The organism is Actinotalea subterranea, from assembly GCF_008364845.1.
GTDB classification, from domain to species: Bacteria; Actinomycetota; Actinomycetes; order Actinomycetales; family Cellulomonadaceae; genus Actinotalea; species Actinotalea subterranea.
Genome location: NZ_VTTP01000003.1, coordinates 45823 through 69056 on the forward strand (window position 1 = coordinate 45823; position 23234 = coordinate 69056).

The following is a 23234-nucleotide window of genomic DNA, read 5'->3' on the forward strand; positions in this document are numbered from 1 at the left end:
CGCGGTCATCCCTTGAGCGAGCCCTGGAGCAGCGCGGACACGAAGCGGCGCTGGAAGACCAGGAAGATGATCAGTGTCGGCGTGAGGATCAGCAGCGAGCCGGCGCAGAGCAGCGGGATGTCCGTGCCCCACTGGCCCTGGAACGCGCCCAGGGCGCCCGCCATGGTCCGCTGCGTCGGGTCGTCGACGAGCACGACGGCGAGCAGGAACTGGTTCCACGTCCACAGGAAGAGCAGGATCGCCAGGGACGAGAGCGCCGGCATGGACAGCGGGACGTGGATGCGCCAGAACATCTGCCAGGTGCTCGCGCCGTCGATGCGCGCGGCCTCGGAGATGTCCTCGGGCATGTTGATGAAGTGGGCGCGCATCCAGAACACCGCGAACGGCATGTACAGGCCGATGAGCGGCAGGACGATCGCCCACCGGGTGTTCAGGAGACCGAGGTCACGCATCTGGTAGTAGAGCGGGATGATGATGCCCTCGAAGGGCAGCGTGAGCCCGAGCAGGAACCCGATGAAGATGAACCGGCCGCCCGGGGGCCGCAGGTGGCCGAGCGCGAAGCCCGCCAGCGTCGCGACGAGCAGCGACACGGGCACCACACCGATCTCGATGAGCACGCTCGAGACGAGCAGGCTGCCCATGTCCGCGGCCTGGAACGCCGTGAGGAAGTTCGACCAGTGGGGCGTCTCGGGCCAGGACAGCCCGGCCGGGTAGGTGCCGGGCGCGTGCAGGGCCGTGACGAACAGGCTGACGAACGGCATGACCGTGACCAGCATGAGGAGGACGAGGAGGGTCTGGCCGAGCCACCTCTCCCGGCGCGAGACGATCACGAGTCACCTTCCCGGTTGATCCACTGCAGGGGCAGGACGACGGCGAGCACGAGCACCATGAGCGCCACCGCGAGCGCCGAGGCCTGCCCGACCTCGCGCTGGAAGAACGCGAGGTAGTAGATCTCCAGGCCGGGGACGAGCGTGCTGTTGCCGGGCCCGCCCTGGGTGGCGATGTAGACGATGTCGAAGCTGGCGAGCGCGGCGATCACGGTCACGGTCACGCAGACCACGACCTCCTGCCGCAGGCTCGGCAGGGTGATGGAGAAGAACTCCCGGAACGGGCCCGCGCCGTCGATGCGGGCGGCCTCGTACAGCGCGGGGTCGATCTTGGTCATGCCGGCGAGCAGCAGCAGCATGCAGAGCCCGAAGAGCACCCAGGCACCGATGACGCCGACGGCGGGCAGCGCCGTGTCGAAGTCGCCGAGCCACGCGCGCGCCACGCCGTCGAGGCCGATCAGCCGCAGCACCTGGTTGACGAGCCCGTTGGTGGCGAGCTGCCAGCTCCACATGATGCCCGCGGCGACCAGGGGGATGATCTGCGGGAGGAAGAGCACGGTCCGCGCGACCACCGCGAGGCGGCTCGTGGCGAAGCCGCGGATCGTGTTCGCCGTGAACAGGCCCAGGGCGACGGGCACGAAGCTGAAGAAGATGATCAGCTCGAACGCGTTGAGGATGGACCCGGAGAGCTCGGGGTTGCGCAGCAGCGCCGCGTAGTTGTCCGCCCCGACCCAGGTGGCCGGCGTCACGCCGTCCCAGTCGTAGAACGAGTACTGGATCGTCAGGAATATCGGTCGCACCACGAAGAGGACGTAGGCCAGTGCTGCGGGCACCACGAGGGTCAGCGCCAGGCCCCCTCGGCGCAGGCGCCGCGCCTTGAGGGCGCGGCGCCTGCTGTCCGAGGTGAACCGGTCGACTGCCTCGCGGCGACCCGGGACGTCCGTGGTCTGCCGCTGTGCCATCGTCCGCTAGCCGCCGATCTCGGCGTCGTAGTCGGCCTGGACCGACGACAGCAGCCCGGCCGGGTCCTGCTCCCCCGCGAAGAGCTTCTGCAGGTTGGGGGTCCAGCTCTTGGCGTAGATGGAGCCGGTCGCGTTGGCGATGAAGTCCATCGCGCCGTCCTGCTCGCCGATGAGCGCGCCGGCCTCGAGCGTCTGGGCCGTCACCGTGTCCGCGTCGACCTCGGGCATGAAGGCGTCGGCCGGGCCCATGGGGTGCGAGCCGCCGATCTCGACGGCGATGGTGCGCGCCTCCTCGTTGGTCGCGACCCAGTCGAGGAAGAACGCCGCGCAGTCCGGGTTCTCGGCGTACGCGGAGATGCCGAACGTCAGCGGCGCCGACATCGCGCCGACGGCGCCACCCTCCTCGACCGGCGGGACGAGGAAGAACCCGACGTTGCCGGGCATCTGGGTGTCGAGGTTCCCCGACTCCCAGTCACCGTTGAAGATGAAGACGCTCTCGCCGCCGATGAACCGGCTCATCATGGTCGAGTAGTCCATCGAGTTGACGTCCTCGGCGAAGTACCCGGCGTCGACCCACGACGCGAGGTGCTCGGCGGCCTCGAGGTTCGCCGGCGTGTCGATCGTCGAGTCCGGCTGCTGGTAGATCCAGCTGTTGATCTCCGCCGGGTCGCCGTAGGAGGCCATGAGGCCCTGCAGCGGGAAGGCGAAGCCTCCGGTGGCGCCGCCGTTGAACTGGGCGATCGGGGTGAGGCCCGCGTCCTTGGCGGCCTGGAGGTAGGAGTCGAGCTCGGCGAGCGTGGCCGGGGGCGTCGTCATCCCGATCTGCGCGGCGAGGTCCTTGTTGTAGAACACGCCGGTCATCGAGAAGTTGAGGCCCATGGCGTAGAGGGGCCCGTCGCCGCGGCGGCCCTCGTCGTCGACCCGCATCTGCTCGAGCTGGGATGCGGGCCAGGCGTCCCACCCGAACGACTCGGCGTACGGGTCGAGGTTCAGCAGGAGGCCGTCCTCAGCGAGCTCGGACACCTGCGGGAGCCGCATGAGGTCCGGCGGGTCGTCCGCGAGCACGCGGGGGGCGTTCTGGGTGAGGACCGCGAACTGGTCCTCACGGATGTCGAACGTGACGTTCGGGTACTGCGCCGTGAACTCCTCGGTGAGGTCCGTGGCGAGCGGGAAGCCCGTCTCGAAGTACCCCTTGAGGGTGACGGGCTCCGTGCCGCAGGTCGGTGCGCCGTCGGCGTTCGTCGCGGCCGACGACGGCGCCGTCTCGTCCGCGTCGGGGGCGGTGCCGCCGGGGCTGCTGCAGGCAGTCATCACGGTCAGGGCACCCACGAGCAGCGTCGCGGTGACGGCTGCGCGCTGAGCTGATCCACCAGGTCGAGACACCAGTGTCTCCCTTTCGTCGAGCGAATCGAACTCGCCGGGCCGGGGTGCCCGACGGGGTGCTAAATCGGGTTAGCACTGCTAGTTTCGCCACGACGCCGAGACGATGTCAAGGAGCGTCGGGTCACGATGGGGTCTCGATGGTGAGGGTTGCCCCGTCCCTCCGGCGCGCCCCGGCCCGTGTCCCGCCGAGGGTCCGTGCGCCTGCGTCGGCGCGCACCGGCACTACGATTCGCGCAACGAGAGGGCGGGTGTGAGCAGACGACGGGTGACGCTCGCGGACGTGGCGCAGGCGTCCGGGGTCTCGTCGACGACGGCCTCCCTGGTGCTCTCCGGCCGCGGCGCCGAGCTGCGCATCTCCGAGGGCGTCCAGCAGCGGGTCCGCGAGACGTCGGAGGCCCTCGGGTACCGGCCGAACATCGTGTCCATCGGGCTGCGCAAGGGGTCGAGCCGCACCCTCGGCTTCGTCTCCGACACCGTCGCGACCTCACAGCTCGCCGGTGACATGATCAAGGGTGCGCTCGCGGCCGCCCGTGAGCACGGCTTCATGCTGTTCATCGGTGAGACCGAGGGCGACACCAAGGTCGAGCGCAAGCTCCTCGACGCGATGCTCGACCGCCAGGTCGACGGCATCATCCTCGCCTCGATGTTCACCCGGCGCCGCCGCCTGCCCTCAGGGCTGGACCACGTCCCCGCGGTGCTCCTCAACGCGCTCCCGCAGGGCTCCCACGTGACGATCCCCACCGTGGTGCCCGACGAGCACGCCGCGGGTCGCGAGGCCGCGCGCCTCCTCCTGGACCACGGCCACCGCACCATCCACCTGATCGGCGCCGGCCCCGGGCCCGACGACGTCACCCCGGGCACCGTCGCCGGCCGCGAGCGGCTCGCCGGGATCCTCGAGGTCCTGCACGAGGCCGGGCTCGAGCCCGCGAGCGCGCACGTCTGCGCCGACTGGCTGCCCTCCTACGGGTTCGACGCGGCGCGCGACATCATCGCCGCGGGCGGTGCGGCTGGTGCGGGGGGCGCCGCAGGCGGTGCCGGCACGGCGATCATCTCCTTCAACGACCGCCTCGCGTTCGGCGCGTACCAGGCGCTCCACGAGGCCGGGCTGACGGTGCCCGACGACATGTCGATCGTCTCGTTCGACGACCACCCCCTGGCCGACTGGCTACGCCCCGGGCTCACGACGTTCGCCATCCCGCACCACGACCTCGGCCGGCGGGCCGTCGAGCTCCTGCTCGAGGGGATCGCCGCACCCGCCGGGGCCGCCGACCAGGCCCCGGCGGCCGTGCACCGGCTGCCGATGCCCCTGCGCGAGCGCGACTCGGTCCGGACCGTGCGAGCGACCGCCGACGGCGTGGGGACGGCCGCGGGCGTACCGGCCGGGTAGACGTCACGGCGCTGCGAGCGCCGGCGTCGTCGCGGCGCCCTGCGGCCCGCGGGTACCTCAGGGGCACTGCTCCCGGTGACCGCCCGCGTCGGCGGGCTGGAGCATGCGGTCGCGCAGGATCGTCAGGGGCGCCCGGTCCGGCAGCGCGCACACCTCGTCGAACGGCACCGGGAGGGCGTCGTCGTACTCGATCTGGAGCACGTGCTCGCCGTACGCCGCCGTGTACACGCCGCACTCGTCGTACACGGCGCACTCCTCCGTGACGGCGAAGTCGAAGCCGAGGTCCCGGCCGGCGCCCGCGAGCTCCGCGGCGTTCTTCTGGCCGATGGCGAGGCCGTGCTCATGGGCGACCTCGACGTAGGCGCGGGCGAGCGCGAGGGCACCGTCCTCGTCGACGAGCCCGGTCTCGGCATCGGTGAAGCGCGTCCACGTGTCGAGGTTGTCGATCTCGACAGCCTGGAAACCGTCCTGCGCGCAGCCCGCGATCACGGGTCCCAGGACGGCGAGGATCCCGTCGCGCTGCGCTTGAGTGGACGGGTCGAGGACGAGCTCGTCCGGCCAGTCGGGGTCGACGACCAGCTCGCCCGACGCGTCGTGCAGCAGCAGGTCCTCGCGCTCGCTGCGCCACTGCGCCGTGTCGCCGGGCTGCGTCTGGAACCCGTTGACGTAGCAGATCGAGTAGGCGCCGGGCGCGGGCGACTCGGTCGCGTCACGCGCGACGACGTCGAGCCCGTCGACGTCGTACGCCCCTCCGAGCTGGTAGTCGAACGTGCCGCTCGTCGGCGGCAGCACGACGCCCGGACCGCCGCCCGAGCCCGTGTCGGCGGAGTCGGCGGCGGCCGTCGACGTGCCCGCCTGCGCGACGCCCCCGGCGGTCGACGCGGTGCCCGACGGCTGCGTCGCCTGGCATCCCGCGAGCAGGCCGAGCGCGAGCACCGCGGCCGCCGTCCGACGTCGGCCGCCTCGGCCGGGGCCGTGCCTCGCGCTCCTCATGACGACATCATCGCGTGCTCGCATCGCCGCGCGCCGGGGGACTCGGTGGCCGCGCGGCCGGGCGGCGCTCGCCCGCGCCGGCGAGCGCTCGCCCGCGCGGGCGGCCCGTGGCAGATTGGCGCCGCGACGGGTGTCCTCGCGGCGCGACGTCGTGCGTCGTGGGGGTGAGCCGGCAGGTGGCCGGCACGACGAAGGAGCGACGATGACCTACCTGATGATCGTCCGGGTCCCCGAGGACGCCGCGCCGAGCCCCGAGGAGTCGAGCCCCGAGGCGTGGGTCGAGGACGTCACGCGCCGCGGCATCCACCTCGCCGGTCACCGGCTGCGGCCCCCGTCGGACGCGACGTGCATGCGCGTGCGGGACGGCGAGGCGCTCGTCACCCACGGGCCGTTCGTCGAGGTCGCCGAGCAGATCGCCGGGTTCGACCTGCTGCGGGTCGCGGACCTCGCGGAGGCGATCGACGTGGCAGCCGCGCACCCGGTGGCCAGGTTCGGCGCGCTCGAGCTGCGTGAGCTCGCCCCGCACGAGGACGACCCGGCGGGCGGCGCGAACGCCGTGCTCGACGGCGACGCGACCTACCTGCTGCTGATGGGCCGTGAGCCGGGCAGCCCCGCACCGGCCGTCGAGGACACGGGCTCACCCGTCGCCTGGATCGAGGAGATGGCCACGCGCGACCTCGACCGCGGCGGCTCACCGCTCGCCCCGCCCGACGGCGCGGTGACGGTGCGTGTGCGCGACGACCAGGTGCTGCTCACCCACGGCCCGTTCGCCGAGCTCGCGGAGCAGGTCGACGGGTACAACCTCATCGACGCCGCAGACCTCGACGTGGCGCTCGAGGTCGCCGCCGCGCACCCCGCCGCGCGGCACGGCGTGATCGAGGTCCGTCCCCTGTGGCCCTTCTGAACGCACCGCGGGACGACGACGCGGCGCCCCACCGCCCGGCGGGCGCGGCGGCGTCGGCCCAGGCGGCGTCCGCGCTGGCGCGCGCCTTCGCCGACGAGTGGGGCCGCGTCGTCGCGACGCTCGTGCGCGTGACGGGCGACTGGGCGCTCGCCGAGGACGCCGCGCAGGACGCGTTCGCGAGCGCCGCGCTGCGCTGGGAGCGCGACGGCGTGCCGGACCGGCCGGGCGCGTGGCTGACCACGACGGCGCGCAACGCGGCGATCGACCGGATGCGGCGCGACGCGTCCCAGCAGCGCCGCATCCGTGACCACGCAGTGCTCGCTCGCGACACGGGTGAGGCCACGGCCCCGCTCGTGGACGTCGAGGAGGGTGACGAGGTGCAGGACGACCGGCTCCGTCTCGTCGTGACGTGCTGCCACCCCGCCCTGCCGCTCGACGCCCGCGTCGCCCTGACGCTGCGCACGCTGTGCGGGCTCACGGTCGAGGAGATCGCCCGCGCGTTCGGCACCACCGAGGCGGCGATGAGCAAGCGCCTGGTGCGGGCCCGGCAGAAGATCGCGCACGCCCGCATCCCCTACCGGGTGCCGCGCGGACCTGAGCTCGGCGGGCGGCTCCCGGGCGTCCTCGCGGTGCTGTACCTGCTGTTCACAGAGGGGTATGCGCCGACGGGCGACGCCGTCGTGCGGGACGACCTGACCGGCGAGGCCGTGCGCCTGACGCGTGTCCTGGCGGGGCTCGTCCCCGACGAGCCCGAGGTGCACGGGCTCCTCGCCCTCGAGCTCCTGCACGGCTCCCGACGAGCGGCCCGAGCGACGTCAGGCGGCGACGTCGTGCCCCTCGACGAGCAGGACCGGTCGCTGTGGGATGCGGGTCTCGTGGGCGACGGCCTCGCCGCGCTGGGCACGGCCCGGGCGCTCGGTCGACCGGCGGGCCCGTACGTGCTGCAGGCCGAGATCGCGGCGTGCCACGCGACCGCCGCGACGCCCGCGGCGACGGACACCGGACGCATCGCCGTCCTCTACGACGAGCTCACGCGCATCCAGCCGACGCCGCACGTCCGCCTCGCGCGCGTGATGGCCGTGGCGGCGGCCGACGGGCCCGACGCGGGGCTCGCCCTGCTGCCCGACGTCGCTGGCGACCTCGCCGGCTCGTACCTGCTCCCTGCGGCGGAGGCGGACCTCGAGCGACGCACAGGCAGGCTCGAGCGGGCGGCTGACGCCTACCGGCGTGCGCTCGATCTCACGCCGCCCGGCCCGGCGCGCCGGTTCCTGGAACGACGTCTCGGCGAGGTCACGGGCGTCGAGTAGCCCGCGGGCAGCCGCGGTCAGCGCGGCAGGTGGCTCTCGATGAGCTCGACGATCGCGGGGTCGTCGGGAAGCGTGCGTGGCCGGAAGCGATGGACCTCGCCGCCGGGCACCACGACGAACTTCTCGAAGTTCCAGGTGACGCGGCCGGCCCTGCCCTCGCGGTCCTTGGTCTTCTTCAGCTCGGCGTACAGCGGGTGCTCGCGGCGGCCGTTGACGGCCACGCGGTCGAGGACCGGGAAGGTCACGCCGTACGTCGTCGAGCAGAACTCTGCGACGGCCTCGTTGCTGGAGAGCTCCTGGAGGAACTGGTTGCTCGGGAAGCCCAGGACGGTGAACCCGCGGTCCTTGTACTTCTCGTGCATCACCTCGAGCGTCGCGTACTGGGGCGCCAACCCGCAGCGCGACGCGACGTTCACGACCATGACGACGTCGTCGCGATGCTCGGCGAGGGACGTCGACGAACCGTCCATCCGGAGGAAGGGGATGTCGTAGAGGTCCATTCGACGAACAACCCCGGAACCGGGGTGCCGCATTCCCGCGGCGCGCACTCCAGCCGACTCCGCGGCGTCGTCCGGCCCTATGCCGGGAGCACGTACCAGTACATCAGGAGGTAGTGCAGCAGGGCCGCGACCACGACTACGACGTGCCAGATCTCGTGGAAGCCGAGCACGCCGGGCACCGGGTTGGGGCGTTCGACGACGAAGACGACGAAGCCCGCGCTGTACATGAGACCCCCGGCGACCATGAGCGCGTAGGCGCCGAACGGCAGGGTCACGCCCGCGCCGGCGAGCAGCACGGGGATCCAGCCCAGCACGATGAACAGGGTGTTGGTCACGTACTTGGGCAGGTCCCGGCGCAGCGAGCGCAGCACGATGCCCGCGGCCGCGATCGCCCAGACCGCGCCCAGGACCGTCCAGCCGTAGGTGTTGCGGAACAGCACGAGGACCAGTGGCGTGACGGAGCCTGCGATGAGCAGGAACACCGAGTCGTAGTCCAGGGTCCGCAGCACCTCGTTGACGCGCGGGCTCCGGTCGAGCCCGTGGTGCAGGGTGCTCGCGCCGAACAGCATGAGGACGGAGACGGCGTAGACGCTGAACCCGACGATCTTCCACGGGTCGCCCTGCGCGCCGGCCTGGGCGATGAGCAGCGCCGAGCCGACGAGCGCGAAGCACGTGGCCGCCAGGTGGGAGACGGTGTTGATGCGCTCGTCGGTGACGTGGACGCTGCCGTCCTTGCTGAGCGTGGTCGGCTCCACCGCTACCTCTCGGCGATCACAGTCGTCAGTCCCGCGGCGCCGCCCGGTGGCGCGCCCGGCACGAGTTTATGGCGTCCGGGCCGGCAGGAGCCCCGCCGTCGGGAGCGTCCTCGGTGGCGGAGGTCCCCCTGTCCCGTCGACTGCCCCGTGTAGAGTGCCGCGCGATCATGGACGTGGTTGTCGCGTGGTCGTCCGGCTGAGCAGAGGATGCGACATGGGATTCATCAAGGCCTTCTCCGGTGCTGTGGGCGGGATGCTCGCCGACCAGTGGCAAGACTTCCTGGCGCCGCCCGCGGGCCTCGCCCCGACCGCCGCGATCTTCCCCGCCGTCCCGTACGGGCAGAACGCGGGCCGCGGCTCCAACACCTCGGGCTCGCAGAACATCATCAGCAACGGCAGCCGCATCGTGGTCCCCGAGGGCTACGGGCTCATGACGTTCCAGGACGGCGAGCTCACCGGCTTCGTGGCCGAGCCCGGCGGGTTCGTCTTCACCTCCGAGGACCCCAACTCGCAGTCCCTGTTCGCGGGTGACGGCATCCTGAGCGCGACCGTGAAGATGTCCTGGGAGCGCTTCAAGTTCGGTGGGCGCCCCGGGACGCAGCAGCTCGCGTTCTACGTGAACCTCAAGGAGATCCCGAACAACCGGTTCGGCACCCAGTCGGAGATCTACTGGGACGACGCGTACCTGGGCGCCCAGGTGGGCGCGATCACCCGCGGCTCCTACACGCTGCGGATCGTCGACCCGATCCTGCTGGTCAAGCAGTTCGTGCCGCTCACGTACCTGAGCGCGACGGCCCGTGTGTTCGACTTCTCCGACCTCGACAACGACGCCGCGAGCCAGCTCTTCAACGAGGTCGTCGGCTCCCTCGCCGCCGCGTTCTCGAACTACACGAACGACCCCAGCAAGGGGAACCGCATCACCCGCATCCAGGGCGACGCGATCGGGTTCGCGCAGTCCCTGTCGCAGGCCGTCGAGGACGCCTACGGGTGGACCACGGGCCGCGGCCTCGCGATCGTCAAGGTCGCCCTCCAGGCCATCGAGTACGACGAGGACACCCGGGCTCTGCTCTCCGACGTCAAGAAGGCCGACGCCCTGGGTGGGGCGCGCGGCAACTCGTTCATGCAGCAGGCGGCTGCGCGTGGCTTCCAGGCCGCGGGCGAGAACGGCGGCGGCGCCGGCGGAGCGGCGGGCATGGCCTTCCTCGGCATGGGCGTCAACGCCACGGCGGGTGCCGCGAGCGGCCTCCAGCAGCCCCACGTGCAGCCCCCCAACCAGCAGGGGACCCCGGCGCCTGCCCCCGCACCGGCCCCGCAGGCACCGGCCGCACCGGCCGCCGCCCCGGCGGAGGACCCGGTCGCCAAGCTCGCCCAGTTCAAGTCGATGCTCGACCAGGGCCTGATCACGCAGGCCGACTTCGACGCCGCCAAGGCCAAGGTCCTGGGGCTGTAGGCGCGACGATGAGCACCCCGTACCCGCCTGGTCCCAGCACGCCTCCACCGCCTCCGCCACCGCCCGTCGCCCCGGCGGTGCCCGCGGCATCCGCGACGGCGCCGCCCCCTCCACCACCGTCGGCGCCGCCCGCGCCCCCGGCTGCTCCGGCATCCGGAGCTGAGCCGCTGATCGTCCGGACCGACGCCGACGCCAAGGACGGGCTGGTCAAGTGCCTGCGGTGCGGGGCGACGGAGATCTCCCTGAACCCGGCGAACGGGCACCTGACCTGCCACTTCTGCCGGTTCGAGTGGCAGGGCCAGGCCGGCCTGGCGAGCCTCGGGCTCGACGGGGACATCGGCCAGCTGACGGGCATCGTCATGGGCTCCGGCTCGGTCGACATCGTGCCGTCCACGGACGAGGTCCTGACGTTCAAGTGCACGGCCTGTGGGGCTGAGGTGGTCATCGACACCGCGCACGGCACCCAGGCGCGCTGCCACTGGTGCCGCAACAAGCTGTCGATGAACCAGCAGGTGCCCAACGGTGCGGTGCCCGACGTCGTGCTGCCGTTCTCGCTCCCCAAGGCGGCGGCAGTCGCGAAGATCAGCGAGTTCGTCAACAAGCGGCAGTTCTTCGCGCACCCCACGTTCAAGGCCGAGTTCAACCCCGAGAACGTCATGGGCGTGTACCTGCCGTACATGGTGGTCGACGTCAACGCCCACGTGACGCTCACGGGGCAGGGTGAGCACGAGACCCGCTCCTACACCGTCAAGGACGGCGACAAGGAGCGGACCGTCTTCGACGTCGACGTGTACGACGTCGCACGGGACTTCGACCTCCACGTCGACGACCTCACCGTGGAGTCCTCGAGCGAGCGCCTCAGCCGCACGTCGGACAGTTCGAACAACATCATCAACGCGATCATGCCGTTCGACGTCGAGAACGCCGTCCGGTACGACTCCAACTACCTGGCCGGCTTCGCGTCGGAGCGCCGGGACAGCAACATCGACCAGCTCACGCCGCTCGCCCTCACGCAGGCCGGGGACATCGCCCGGCACAAGGCGAACGCGACGCTGAAGTTCTACGACCGCGGCGTGCGGTGGGACGACGAGCAGGTGCAGGTCGTCGGGCAGCGGTGGGTCGCGGCGTACCTGCCGGTCTGGCTGTACAGCTACCACCAGACGACGTCGGACGGGAAGAGCTTCCTGCACTACGTGGCGGTCAACGCCAGGACCGGCGAGACGATGGGCAGCGTGCCGATCCACAAGCGCAAGCTGTTCGCCGTGTCCGCGGTCGTCGAGGTGATCGGCGCGATCGTCGGTGCCGTCGTGATGTTCGTAGGAGGCTGATCATGGACCTGAGCATGCTGATCACGGCGGGCCCCGTGATTCTCGCCTCGAGCAGCTCCGACAGCGGGGACTCGGGCTACGTCGGGCTCCTGTTCCTCCTCTCCGGGTTCCTCTTCTACGGCGTCATGTACGCCCGATACCGGAACTCCGGCGAGCGCCACAAGCACGAGCGGGAGACGCGGGCCGAGATCCGCAACCTCAAGACCCGCGACGACTACAACCGCTCCCTCAAGGGCGTGGAGAACGCTTCGATGAGCTCGTCGAACAACCGCCGGGTCAAGGGCGTCAACCACGGCTGACACGGGGCGTCGGGCCGACAGGTGAGCGTCGGCCCGACGTCAGCGTCAGTGCGTCACGGGATGTCCGTATACCTGTCGGCGATGGGCGCCAGGATGTACTCGGCGCGGTCCAGCACCCGTCCGTCGACCGAGTACGGGCCCGCGAGCGCCGCCTCCCGGCTGGGGAGGTAGACGCCCCGCTCGTAGCCCGAGCTGTCGAGCTCTCGGAACGAACCGTGGCGGCTGAGCCCGAAGACCTTCCAGGTCCAGCCGACGACGTGACCGCCCTCAGTCCTTCCGGCGTTGTCCGAGTACCCGGGGAACAGCGAGACCACGTACTTGTCTGCCTGCTCGGCGTAGCCCTCCCAGCCCTCAGCAGCGACGAACCCCGCCTCGGCTGCCGGCACCTGGCCCGGGGTGTCGGTCCCGATCCGCACGGGGGCGTTCTCGGTCCCTTGGTACAGCACGCCGTTCACGACATGCTGCGATGTCACAGCATTGCGACATCGCAGCATGTCGCAATACCGTGACACGCGTGACACGCCCCGCTCAGAACGCCCTGGAGATCGGGGCAGCCCTCCGTGACGCTCGCGCCGCCAAGGGCTGGACCCAGGCCCACCTGGCCGAGGCGGCCGGTGTCTCACGCCAGCTGGTCGTCGGCGTCGAGCGCGGCAAGCGCCCTGGGACCGAGCTCTCCCGCGTCCTGTCCATCGCCCGCGCCCTGGGCCTCGGCGTCGCCCTCACACCCCTGCCCGCCGGCGACCGAACGCCCATGGACGCCGCACTCGACGCCATCATCGGCGGCGACGAGTGACTCCCGCCCCCAGCGACACGCTCGTCGTCCTTGACGCCACGGGCGGCCAGTGGCCGGCGGGGCGGCGCGACGAGCCGGAGGCCTTCCTCACCGGAGAGGACTGACTGCGAGCGTTGTCAGCCCCGGCAAGGTCCCTGTGCAGGTCTGTCAGCCCCGCGCGAAGAGCGCGGGGCCGGACGGTTGCCGCGCAGTGCAGGTCAAGTCAGCCGCATCAATGAGGAAGGCCCCTCACCTGCGTCTCCGCTGGTGAGGGGCCTTCGATCTGTGCGCCCGGAGGGATTCGAACCCCCAACCTTCTGATCCGTAGTCAGATGCTCTATCCGTTGAGCTACGGGCGCGTGACCACGTTGGGCCGCGCACGAGAATACATGGTCGACGGCCTCGATTCCCAATCGGTACTCCCGGGGCCGTCTGGAGCGGGCCGCTACCAGCCGTGGCGGGCCGCGTAGACGTTGAGGGTGCAGTACGCGGAGGGGCAGGCCACGCGCGGCCGCTCGGCCCCGTCAGGCCCGGGATCACGCGGGAGGACGGGCACAGGGGGCGGCACCTCTCCCCGCACACGCGCGGTCAGCTGCGGCAGCGCGACGTCGCGCACGAGGGTGATCAGCTCGTCGGCCACCGGGTCCGCGTCGTCGGGCCCCTGGACCAGGAACCAGTGGTCGTGCGGGGGCTCTGCGAGGAAGCCCAGTCGCTCGTGCCACGCGCTCGGCACGACGAGCCGGCTCGCGGTCGGGCGTTCGGGGAGCCACGCCGCCGCCGCCCGGGCCGCCTGCCACGCCTGCCCGCCCTCGTGGAAGGCGACCTCGACGGTGAACACCGACTCGCCGGGCACCATGGCCTGGGAGCGGACCACGGACAGTAGCGCGTGGTGCCCGCCGTCGTCGACGAGCCGGAAGTGCTGGCCCGACCCGCGGAGTCCCAGCTCGCGCAGGGCCGGTGCGACGCGCGTCCGGAGCAGTTGCGTGGTGACGTCACTCGCGCTCACGGGCGGAGTCTGGCACGGCACGGCCCCGAGCAGCACGAGACCCCGCCCAGGGCGTGCCCGGTGCGGGGTTCGGATCACTCGTTCGGAGGCGCCTTGCGACCCTCTGACCAGCGGAGACGGTGGGATTTGAACCCACGGAAGGGTTACCCCTTCACGACCTTAGCAGGGTCGCGCACTAGACCTGGCTATGCGACGTCTCCAGTGCACCGCAGAGCGATGCAGTGCGGGCCAGGTTACCTGGCGGGCCTACCGACGAGCAAAAGGCCGGGCGCGCCGTAGGCCGTGACCCGCGTCAGCGCTCGTACGCCCAGGTGCGGTCGGTGAGCATCCGGGCCACCGCTAGGCCGATCGCGATCGAGATCACGACGAAGATCGCCTGGATCCCCGAGGTGACTGCGACCTCGGCGTCGCCGTTGTTGAGCCCGACGACGGCCCGGTAGACAGCCGCCCCAGGGACCATGATCACCACGGCGGGTACCGACACGGTGATGCGTGGCACGGACAGGCGCGGCGCGACCCACGCGGCCATGAGCCCGACGACGAGCGTCGCGATCATCGTCGCCGCCTGCATCGCGACGCCGAGGCCCGCGAGCTCGAGGCGCAGCACGTTCGCGACCATGCCGATCGCCGCGGCCCCCAGGGCCATGCGGAACGGCGAGTTGAACATCAGGGCGAACCCGAGGACGCCGAGGGCGCTCGCCACGAGGCGCAGGGTGACCAGCAGCGCGTGCGGGATGTCTGCCGCGGGCGCAGGGTCCGCGCTCAGGCCCGTCACCCAGGAGACGGCCCACACGGCGATCGCCGCCGAGATGAGGATGATCATCGCGTAGACGGTCCGGGCGACGCCCGCGGAGAAGTCGAGCTTGGCGAGGTCCAGGGCACCCGTGACGAGCGCGAACCCGGGCACCAGGAACAGGACGGCCGAGATGTACCCGGCCTCGTGGCTCGCCCCCGCACCACCCGCGAGCGCGTCGAGCGCGAGGACGAAACCCAGGTAGGCGAGGCACGCGACGGCGGCAGCGATCATCGTCACGCCGAACTGGTTGAACTTGCGGTGCAGGAAGAAGCGCCTGACGTACTGGCCCAGGCCCGCGGCGATGAACACGCCCACGACCTCGATCACGCCGCCGTTGTTGAGGAATGCGAACGCGCCGCACGCGACGGCCGCGAAGAGCGCGTTGGCCAGCGCCGGGTAGAGCGGCGGCAGGGCCTCGATGCGGTCGAGCTCGCGGTTGACCTCGTCGACCGTTGCGCCAGGCTGGAGACCGTTCGCGACGGCGGTGAGCTCGCCCAGGCGGTGCGCGTTGACCCCGATGGACCGCACCTCGGCGACCTCGGTCCGGAAGATCGCGCCGCGGTGGGACGTTGCGGTGATCTCCGTGAGCGTCACGTGCGCCTCGTGCCGGTCCAGGCCGAACGCGCGCGCCACCTGCTGCATCGCCGTCTTGACGCGGTAGCTGCCGGTGCCGGACGAGAGCATCGCCTTGCCCATGCGGAGCACCGCGCCGGACTGGCGGATGAGCTCGACGGGCTCGAGCGCGTCCTCCTCGTGCGTGGTCGACATGGGAACCATGATGGCGGGCCCGGCCCGCCGGGACGTGGGACGTTCCACGGTTCGGCGCGCACGACGACGCAGGCCGCGGGTCGCGTGGGGGACGCGACCCGCGGCCTGCGGGTCTTCACCGGGTGACTGACACCCGGCCGGGTGGTGAGGCGGTCAGTCCTGCGGACCGAGGTCGTCGAGCGTGACCGACCCGTCCGAGCCGCCCATCTGACCGATCGGTCGGCGCCGGATCCGCACGCCGATCATCACGCCGCCGGCTGCGAGCAGCGCGAGCATCGTGACCAGGACGGTCGCGATGTCCGCCGACCCCGTCCACGGCAGCCGCGCGGCCAGGCCTGCGCCCGACCCGCCTCCCGCCGTCGCGGGCCCGCCGGCCGCCGCACCCACGGTCACCGAGACACCCATCGAGATGCCCGACCGGTCGCCGGTGACGACCACCGTGTGCTCCCCCGCCGGGGTGTCGGCCGGGATGGTGACGTCGAGGACGAACGCCCCCGAGGCGTCGACCCGGGCGCTCCCGAGGGTCACGGGCTCCGAGTGGAGCACCGCGGTGACGGTCTCGCCCGGCATGAACCCGCTGCCCGTGAGGTGCAGCGCCCCGCCGGCCGTGACCTTGGCCGAGGACACCCGGACCACGGGGTCGGAGCCCTGCGCGGCACGGACCACCACGACGACCGGTGCCGACGTCGACGGCTGGTGCGCCGTGAGGTCGGACGGGCTGAACTCCGCCGTGTAGCTGTGCTCACCGGCCGGCCCGCCGGGGAACGAGGCTGTGAAGGACCCCGAGCCACCCGTCGCCGGCGCGGTCGCGACGACCCGGCCACCGTCGAGGAACCGCACCTCGCCGGTCGCTGCCGCGGGCGAGAGCCGTGCGGTCAGCGTGACCATCTGCCCGACGACGACGCTGCCCGAGCTCGCGGTGAGCGTGAGCGTGGTCGCCGCGGGGCCGGTCACCGGGGCCTGGACGCGCACCGTGGTGCTCGCCGGGGTCGCGGACACCGCGCCGAGCGCCGACAGCGGGTACGTCCCGCTCGCCGAACCCGCGGGCACGGTGACCTGGGCGGACACCTCACCCTGCGCGGACGCCACGGCGCTGACCTGGACCTGCGGGGTCGACGCGAGCGTGAAGACCACGGTCTCCCCGGCCGCGAAGCCCTGCCCGGTCACCGTGACGTCAGCCCCGGGTGCGACGGCGTCGCCGCTGACCGCGATGGTGGGCGTGTAGACCGCGGGCGGCGTCTGGACCACGATCTGGAGCTGCGTCGTCGCGGACGTCGCTCCGTCGTCCACGGTCACGGTCACGGTGTACGTGCCGACGGCCGTGTACGTGTGGTGCCCGCGAACAGCGCCGGAGGTCAGGGTGACCTCGTCGACGACCGTCCCGTCGCCCCAGCTCACGACGGCTGTCGCGGAGTCGAGCCCGATGCCGCCCGTCGCGACCGCGAGCTCGGCGTCGAACGCCGTGCCCACGACCTGGGTGCCCACCGCGGACGCGGTGACGGCGAGCGGGCTGCTGCCCGTCCGGGTGCCGTCCGACGCGATCGCGAACAGGTGCATGCGCCCGTCACGCAGCGCCCCGGCCTCGACCGGGAGCGTCAGGCTCACGGCCTGCTTGGTGACGCCGTCGCCGTCCTTGGGCAGGTCGAACGGCGCCGTCGCGTAGACGGCGGTGTTCTTGATGCTGCCCTCCGCGCCAACTCCCGAGAGGCGGCCGGCCGAGAGGCCGACGACCACGTTGCCGTACGAGGGGTTCCCGGACGCACCGACCCAGTCGCCGAACTGCAGCGGGACCGTCCCGGTGGAGCCGTCGGCGTAGGTGAGCGTGCCGGTCAGGTCCTTGCCCGACTCGGTGCCCGTGCCGATGAACGCGATCTGCTCGGCACCCGTGCCGAGGTCGAGCCGGATCACCTGACCGGCACCCGTGGCGTTGTCCGGGTCGCCGGGGGCGACGTCGGGCAGCGTGTAGGTGAGGTCCGTACCGGGGATGGTGGCCGTGGCGCCCTGGACGAACCCGGTGGCCGCGAGCTTGGCCCGGTCGTAGCCGTACCCCTGACCGTCGCAGCTCGCCGGGGTCGTGCCCAGGTCGCCGATGCAGGTGTTGTCGAACGCGCCCACGAGGGTCGCGTCACGGGTCACCCGGATGGTGATCGTCGCCGTGCGGACGGCCGGCTGGCCGACCTCGGACGCCGTCACGAGCGCGTCGTACGTGCCGGGCCGCGTGAAGACGTGCGGTGCGGTGACCGCCCACCCGCCGAGCCCGTTGGGCGCAAGCGTCGCCGGCTGCGGGCCGTCGCCGTCCCGGAAGTCGACGGTCACGGCGTAGTCGGTCGCGGCCGCCCCGCCCCCGACGACTGTCGCGAGCGTCGTGTCGAGCTCGACGTCGACCTTGGTGTCGATCGGACCCGTGGCCGCGGTGAGCGACAGGTCGCTCGCCGCCGCAGCCGTCGCGAAGAGCTCGACCTCCGCGAGGTCGAGTGCGGCCCCCTGCGCGGCCGAGAGGCTCAGCCGGTAGCTGGTGTACGCCTTCGGCTGGGCCGAGATCGCGAACGGACGCGTCTGGGTGCTCCACCGGAACGCCTCGGACGTGCGGGTGTCGACCGGCGCCCACGCCTGCCCGTCGAGGGATCCCTCGAGCGTCCAGGCCGCGGGCGCCGTGCCGGTGCCACCGGCGTTGGTCAGCGTGTACTGGTCGACGACCACGGGTCCGCTCGCAGACGTCCACACGAGCTCGGTGGTGCCGTCGGCCACGTGGACCGTCGAGCGCGAGTTGTCGTCGCTCAGCGCGCCGACGGCGGTGCCGTCGGTCGCCGTGAGCGTGCCGTAGCCGGCCTTGGTCGCGTCGACGAGGGTCTGCGGGACGTCGAGCTGCTCGCCCAGGTCCTTGTCGCCCCACGTCGAGGGCGTGTCGCTCATCGAGAAGGCGAGCGTGCCGCCGTCGCGCAGCAGGTCGCCGTCGACGAGGGTGTCCGTCACGGGCGTCCCGTCGATGCTCACGCCGTCGACGTACACCTTGCCGGACGAGGCCCCCGGGGCGGTGACGAGCAGGTCGCCGCTGGGCAGGTGGACCGTCGCCTTGTCGAAGACGGGCGAGCCGATCGTGTAGTCGCCGGAGCCGACCTCGAGCGGGTACAGGCCCAGGGCCGAGAACACGTACCAGGACGACATCTCGCCGTTGTCCTCGTCGCCGAGGTACCCCTGGCCGATGTCGCTGCCCGCGAAGAGGCGCTGGGTGATCTCACGGACCAGCTCCTGCGTCTTCGAGGCGTCGCCCGCCGCCGCGTACACGTACGGGATGTGGTGGGCGACCTGGTTGCTCATGCCGAGCATCCCGAGCCGGACGTCACGAGCCTCGTACGCCTCGTGGATGCCCGAGTGGCTCGCCGTCTCCGGCGTCGCGAAGAACTTGTCGAGGTCGGCGAGCAGCCCCGAGCGTCCGCCGTAGAGCGCGGCCAGCCCGTCGACGTCGTAGGGGGCGTGGAAGCCGAAGGTCCAGCCGCTCGCCTCCGTGTACGCGCCGCCCCACGCGGTCTTGTCGAAGCTCGCGTCACCGTTGAAGGTGCCGTCCGCGTTGCGGGACGTGAAGATCTGCGCCTCGGAGTTGAACATGTTGACGTAGTTCTTAGACCGGGCCTGGAAGTACCTGGCCTCCTCCTCGAGCTGCGCCACGCGGTCCGCGGGCGTCGCCGGGTCGACCGCGAGCGCGGCCGCCATCTCGCCGATGCCGAAGTCGTTGATGAACCCCTCGAGGCCCCACGAGGCGCTCTGGTGGGTGCTCTCCTGCGTGTAGCCGAGGAAGATCGACGTGTCGAGGCCCTTGCGCCCGACGGCCTCGGACGTGGGCAGCACCGTCGCGTTCTTCAGGGCTGCGTCGTACGCGTCGAGCGCGACGTCGGTGCTCAGCGCACCCGCGAGGTAGGCCTCGGCGAACGACGCGTCCGAGCTGGTCCCGGTCATGAGGTCCGCGTAGCCCGGGGAGGACCAGCGCGCGACCCAGCCGCCGTCGCGGTACTGCTGCACGAACCCGTCGACGAGCTCCTGCGCGACGTCCGGGTACAGCAGCGAGTAGAGCGGCCACACGGTGCGGTACGTGTCCCAGAACCCGTTGTTGACGTAGACCTTGCCGGCCACGACCTTCGCGTTCGTCGTCGTCGCGGTCGCCGCACCCGTCTTGGGCGCGACGGGGCTCGCGTACCGGTAGTCCGGGTCCGCGGCCGTGCCCGTGTTCTCGAACTGCGAGTTCGGGTAGAGGTTCAGGCGGTACAGGTTCGAGTACAGCGTGGTGCGCTCGACGTCGGTCGCACCCTCGACCTCGATGACGCCCAGGCGGTCGTTCCACGCGTCCTGCGCGGCCTGCTGCACGTCGTCGAACGTCCGGCCGGTCGCCTCGAGGTCGAGGTTCGCCTTCGCCTGGTCCAGCGAGATGAACGACGTCGCGATGCGCAGCTCGACGTCCTTGTCGCTCGACACGTCGAACGCGGCGAACCGCGCCGAGGCGGCCCGGTCGCCCGTGGCCGCGCCGGTCGTCGTCGGACGGGCGTCGAACACGCCGTAGACGAACATGCGGCTGCGGCCCGCGGACAGCCCGCTGCCGTTGTCGACCCAGCCCGTCAGGACGCCCTCGGCGTCGACGGCCAGGCCGGAGTCCCCGGCGACCTCGTCGACGAGCACGGACCCGACGGTCGCGGCCGTCGGGAACTCGAACCGGTAGACGCCCGCGTGGTCCGTCGGCGTGACCGCGGTGGTGATCCCGTTCTCGAACGCGACCTCGTACAGGTCCGGCCGCGCCGTCTCGTTCGCGTGCGTGAACGCCAGCTCACGGTCCGTCAGCGTGGACGTGGGGGTCGCCGAGAGGGACGGCAGCACGGCCAGCTGGTTGCGGTCGCCCATCCACGGGCTCGGCTCGTGCGAGATGCCGATGCCCTCGAGCTCGGGGAGGTTCTGGCTGCTGTTCTGCCGGCTGTACTCGTACAGCGTCCCCTCGGACCCACCGTTGGTCATGGGGACGAAGAAGTTGAAGCCGTTCGGCACGGCCGTCGCGGGGATGTTGTTGCCCCGGGAGTAGGAGGTCGAGGAGTTGGTCCCGCGCCGCGTGTCGACGTGGCTCACCAGGCCGGCGGCCGTGTCACGGACCGGCGCGGCGTCGATGCGCACGTCGTCGACCCACCCGGAGAACGCGGTGGACCCGCTGCCGTCGGGGTTGGAGTAGGACAGGAGCACCTGGTCCACGGTCCGGTCCGCGAGGCCCGGGAGGCCGCCGACGTCGACCGTCACGGAGTTCCACTGGTTCGGGACGAGGACGTCCGACTCGCCCTGCGCCCGCGCCGTGGCGCCGTAGCCGTAGGCGTCGGTCGGGTCGTGCGCGGACAGCAGGCTCCCGTCGTCGAGCAGCAGGTCGACCGCGACGTACGTCGCCGGGTAGCTGAGGTCGCTGTCGAGGACGGGGAAGACCGTGTAGGAGAGCTGGGTGTCCGCCGCGACGTCCACGTCGACGTCGAACAGCGCGTTGGTCGCCGTCGCCTCACCGGCCGCGAGGTGCGCGCCCGCGTACTGCAGCGCCTTGCTCCCTGTGAAGCCCATGCCGGTCTTCGCGGTGGGCGAGCTGATGGGGCCGTTGCCGACGGCAGTCACGATCGGCGCCAGCGGGACCTGCCCGTCCGACTCCCCGAGGAGCTCCCAGTCGGCGAGCTGGATGATGTTGCCGCTGCCGTTGTTGGCGCTGATGTTGAGCCGGTAGTGGGCGTACGCGGCGGGCGTGCCGGGCACGGTGTACGTCTTGGTGACGCCACGGTTCTCGACGGTGCCGGCCTTCCACGCCTGGTCCGTCCGGGTGTCCAGCACGGTCCAGGTCAGGCCGTCGTCGGAGCCCTCGAGCGTGAAGTTCTTGGGGTCCCGCGACGGGTCGTCGTTCGCGGACGTCAGCGTGTACGTCTGCACGGCGACGGGTGCGTCGAGCGAGTACTGCGCCCAGCCTGTCGTCGCGAACACGAGCCACTTGGTGGACTTGTTGCCGTCGGTGAGGAACGTGACGACCTCACCGGGCGCGTTCTGGCCCGACGCCGTGACGCCGGTGAGCTGCGGCAGCAGGCTCCCCGGGGTGTACCGCTTGCCGACCACGTTGACCGGGGCGGTGAACGAGGTGCTGGCCGCGGGCTGGTCCTGGCCGCTCTCGAACGAGGACGTGAACGAGGCGACGGGCGCGGCCGAGGCCGGCGTCGCGGTGAGCATCGTGGCGACGGTCGCGGCGGCCGCGAGGGCCGCGGTCGCCCCGCGACGCGCATGACGTGCGCGCCGCGGTGGCTGGGACAGAGCTGACATCGGGGTCCTCTCGTGGGGTGCTGCCGGGGGCGTGGTGCGCAGGCGCCGACGCTGACGGGCCTGGTCGTGCTGCGGTGCAGGGGGTCGAGCGGTCCGGTGCGCCCAGCGGGGCGGGGCTCAGCGGGTCGGGTTCAGCAGGTGGGGCTCAGCGGGTCGGGCTCAGCGGGCGGGCTCAGCCGTGGGGGTGCGGGGGCGTGCGGTGGCCCGCTCGGGGGTACTGCCGTCCGCGTCCTCGCAGACTCACGTGGTCATCTCCTCGTCGAGACCCATAACGGCACGGATGCCGCATGACAGCGTTGTCATCGCGTGACTCTAGCAGGTCCTGACGGGGCGTAAAGGGCATACGCCCCAAGGCCCGGACGGCCCCGCCATCGGCCACAATCGGTCCATGAACCCGCGCGCGGACGGCCCCGCACCCGCTCCTCGCAGGACCACGCTCGTGCAGGTCGCGCAGCTCGCCGGGGTGAGCCTCAAGACGGCGTCGCGCGCGCTCGGCGGTGAGCCGCACATCCGCCCAGCGACGCGCGACCAGGTCCTCGCGGCCGCACGCGAGCTCGGCTACCGGCGCAACACCGCGGCGAGCCTCCTCGCCCGCGGGCACCACTCCGACTCCTTCGGGCTCATCACGGGCGACCTGACCAACCCGTTCTACAGCGCCCTCGCGCAGGGCCTCGAGGACGAGATCCGCACCGAGGGGCTGCACCTGACGGTCGCCAACTCACGCGAGTCGCCCGAGCTCGAGCGCTCCGTCGCGCAGAGCCTCGCCGACTGGCAGACCAAGGCCGTCGTCGTCGCCTCCGCCATGCCGGACCACAGCAGCTACGCCGCGCTCCAGGAGCACGGCATCCCCGTGGTCTTCGTCGACCGCGCCGCCCAGCAGATCGAGGCCGACTCCGTCGTGTTCGACAACGCGGGCGGCGGCGAGACCGCGGCCCGGCACCTGCTCGCCGGCGGGCACCGGCGGATCGCCTTCATCGGCGACTACACGTGGCTGCCCACCTACCAGGAGCGGCTCGCCGGGATGGCGGGCGCCATGGACGCCGCAGGGATCGAGGGCTGGCGACGCTGGGTGCGCGCCGGCGCCCACGACGTGCCGTCCGCGCGCGCCGCGACCGCCGAGCTGCTCGACGGTGACGACCCGCCGACCGCGTTCTTCGCGGGCAACAACCGGGCCGCGCTCGGGGTCATCGAGGAGCTCGTCGGCCGGTCGGTGGACGGCGGGGCGCCGGCCGTCGTCGGGTTCGACGACTTCGAGGGCGCGCGCGCGCTCGGCGTCACCGTCATCGCGAACGACCCCCAGGAGATGGGCCGACGCGCGGGACGCCTCGCCCTCGACCGGCTCGCCGACCGGGACCTGCCCGTCCAGACGGTCACCCTGCCGACGACGCTCGTGACCCGGGGCTCGGGCGAACGCCCGCCACCGCGCGACTGATCGCCGGGCGGCGCCGCGACCGGCGCCGGACGGCGTCGGACTGCCTCCGC

At 72.1% G+C, this 23234-nt stretch carries 18 protein-coding genes and 2 tRNA genes; 8 read left to right on the plus strand and 12 right to left on the minus strand.

Features of this window, described 5'->3' with window-relative positions; genetic code table 11:
* Positions 1–5: 5 nt before the first annotated feature.
* The 3 genes from FZ988_RS06135 to FZ988_RS06145 are packed head-to-tail and all read right to left on the minus strand — an operon-like array spanning position 6 to position 3172.
* Positions 6–830, minus strand: coding sequence for a carbohydrate ABC transporter permease (locus FZ988_RS06135; RefSeq protein ID WP_149203153.1), 825 nt, complete (start codon positions 828–830; stop codon positions 6–8).
* Positions 827–1789: a carbohydrate ABC transporter permease gene (locus tag FZ988_RS06140; protein ID WP_149203154.1), complete on the minus strand. Its 963-nt coding sequence runs from the start codon at positions 1787–1789 to the stop codon at positions 827–829. The genes FZ988_RS06135 and FZ988_RS06140 overlap by 4 nt, the downstream gene beginning before the upstream one ends.
* Positions 1790–1795: 6 nt before the next feature.
* A complete protein-coding gene (locus FZ988_RS06145; protein ID WP_246169266.1) occupies positions 1796–3172 on the minus strand; it encodes an ABC transporter substrate-binding protein in 1377 nt (458 codons plus the stop codon).
* 250 nt (positions 3173–3422) lie between these two features.
* Between FZ988_RS06145 and FZ988_RS06150 the strand changes: the two genes are divergently transcribed.
* Complete coding sequence (locus tag FZ988_RS06150; RefSeq protein ID WP_246169269.1) at positions 3423–4559, plus strand: LacI family DNA-binding transcriptional regulator; 1137 nt, start codon at positions 3423–3425, stop codon at positions 4557–4559.
* A 57-nt stretch (positions 4560–4616) separates the two neighbouring features.
* Here FZ988_RS06150 and FZ988_RS06155 read toward each other — a convergent pair whose 3' ends face one another.
* Positions 4617–5552, minus strand: a complete 936-nt coding sequence (locus FZ988_RS06155; RefSeq protein WP_149203155.1) for an endo alpha-1,4 polygalactosaminidase — start codon at positions 5550–5552, stop codon at positions 4617–4619.
* 202 nt (positions 5553–5754) lie between these two features.
* On the opposite strand from FZ988_RS06155, the gene FZ988_RS18705 reads away from it, so the two are divergent.
* Positions 5755–6456, plus strand: a complete 702-nt coding sequence (locus tag FZ988_RS18705; protein WP_223145050.1) for a YciI family protein — start codon at positions 5755–5757, stop codon at positions 6454–6456.
* Positions 6444–7763, plus strand: coding sequence for an RNA polymerase sigma factor (locus FZ988_RS06170; RefSeq protein ID WP_246169270.1), 1320 nt, complete (start codon positions 6444–6446; stop codon positions 7761–7763). Before FZ988_RS18705 ends, FZ988_RS06170 begins: the two co-directional genes overlap by 13 nt.
* Before the next feature lie 17 nt (positions 7764–7780).
* On the opposite strand, the gene FZ988_RS06175 is transcribed toward FZ988_RS06170, so the two are convergent.
* Together FZ988_RS06175 and trhA are read right to left on the minus strand one after the other, a co-directional pair.
* A complete protein-coding gene (locus tag FZ988_RS06175) occupies positions 7781–8263 on the minus strand; it encodes a glutathione peroxidase (RefSeq protein WP_149203156.1) in 483 nt (160 codons plus the stop codon).
* 77 nt (positions 8264–8340) lie between these two features.
* Entirely contained in the window at positions 8341–9018 is a 678-nt protein-coding gene (gene trhA, locus FZ988_RS06180; protein WP_149203157.1) for a PAQR family membrane homeostasis protein TrhA, read from the minus strand.
* A gap of 214 nt (positions 9019–9232) precedes the next feature.
* On the opposite strand from trhA, the gene FZ988_RS06185 reads away from it, so the two are divergent.
* The 3 genes from FZ988_RS06185 to FZ988_RS06195 are packed head-to-tail and all read left to right on the plus strand — an operon-like array spanning position 9233 to position 12095.
* On the plus strand, positions 9233–10468 hold the full coding sequence (locus tag FZ988_RS06185; RefSeq protein ID WP_149203158.1) for an SHOCT domain-containing protein: 1236 nt from the start codon (positions 9233–9235) through the stop codon (positions 10466–10468).
* A gap of 8 nt (positions 10469–10476) precedes the next feature.
* Positions 10477–11796 (plus strand): TFIIB-type zinc ribbon-containing protein, encoded by a 1320-nt coding sequence (locus FZ988_RS06190; protein WP_246169272.1) that lies wholly within the window; start codon positions 10477–10479, stop codon positions 11794–11796.
* Positions 11797–11798: 2 nt separating this feature from the next.
* Positions 11799–12095, plus strand: a complete 297-nt coding sequence (locus tag FZ988_RS06195) for a growth/differentiation factor (RefSeq protein WP_149203159.1) — start codon at positions 11799–11801, stop codon at positions 12093–12095.
* Between the two features lie 53 nt (positions 12096–12148).
* On the opposite strand, the gene FZ988_RS06200 is transcribed toward FZ988_RS06195, so the two are convergent.
* Complete coding sequence (locus FZ988_RS06200; protein WP_149203160.1) at positions 12149–12568, minus strand: hypothetical protein; 420 nt, start codon at positions 12566–12568, stop codon at positions 12149–12151.
* A gap of 41 nt (positions 12569–12609) precedes the next feature.
* On the opposite strand from FZ988_RS06200, the gene FZ988_RS06205 reads away from it, so the two are divergent.
* Positions 12610–12888, plus strand: coding sequence for a helix-turn-helix transcriptional regulator (locus FZ988_RS06205; RefSeq protein ID WP_246169274.1), 279 nt, complete (start codon positions 12610–12612; stop codon positions 12886–12888).
* 265 nt (positions 12889–13153) lie between these two features.
* On the opposite strand, the gene FZ988_RS06210 is transcribed toward FZ988_RS06205, so the two are convergent.
* The 5 genes from FZ988_RS06210 to FZ988_RS06230 all read right to left on the minus strand — a co-directional run bounded on the left by FZ988_RS06210 (position 13154) and on the right by FZ988_RS06230 (position 21752).
* Positions 13154–13226, minus strand: a tRNA-Arg gene (locus FZ988_RS06210).
* Between the two features lie 86 nt (positions 13227–13312).
* Positions 13313–13873: a DUF4304 domain-containing protein gene (locus tag FZ988_RS06215; RefSeq protein ID WP_149203162.1), complete on the minus strand. Its 561-nt coding sequence runs from the start codon at positions 13871–13873 to the stop codon at positions 13313–13315.
* A 111-nt stretch (positions 13874–13984) separates the two neighbouring features.
* Positions 13985–14073: transfer RNA gene (locus tag FZ988_RS06220), tRNA-Ser, on the minus strand.
* Between the two features lie 92 nt (positions 14074–14165).
* Positions 14166–15437 carry a threonine/serine exporter family protein gene (locus FZ988_RS06225; RefSeq protein ID WP_149203163.1) on the minus strand — a complete coding sequence of 424 codons (1272 nt, stop codon included), beginning with the start codon at positions 15435–15437 and terminating at the stop codon, positions 14166–14168.
* A 153-nt stretch (positions 15438–15590) separates the two neighbouring features.
* A complete protein-coding gene (locus FZ988_RS06230) occupies positions 15591–21752 on the minus strand; it encodes a GH92 family glycosyl hydrolase (RefSeq protein WP_149203164.1) in 6162 nt (2053 codons plus the stop codon).
* A gap of 388 nt (positions 21753–22140) precedes the next feature.
* On the opposite strand from FZ988_RS06230, the gene FZ988_RS06235 reads away from it, so the two are divergent.
* Positions 22141–23184, plus strand: coding sequence for a LacI family DNA-binding transcriptional regulator (locus tag FZ988_RS06235; protein ID WP_149203165.1), 1044 nt, complete (start codon positions 22141–22143; stop codon positions 23182–23184).
* Positions 23185–23234: the final 50 nt, after the last annotated feature.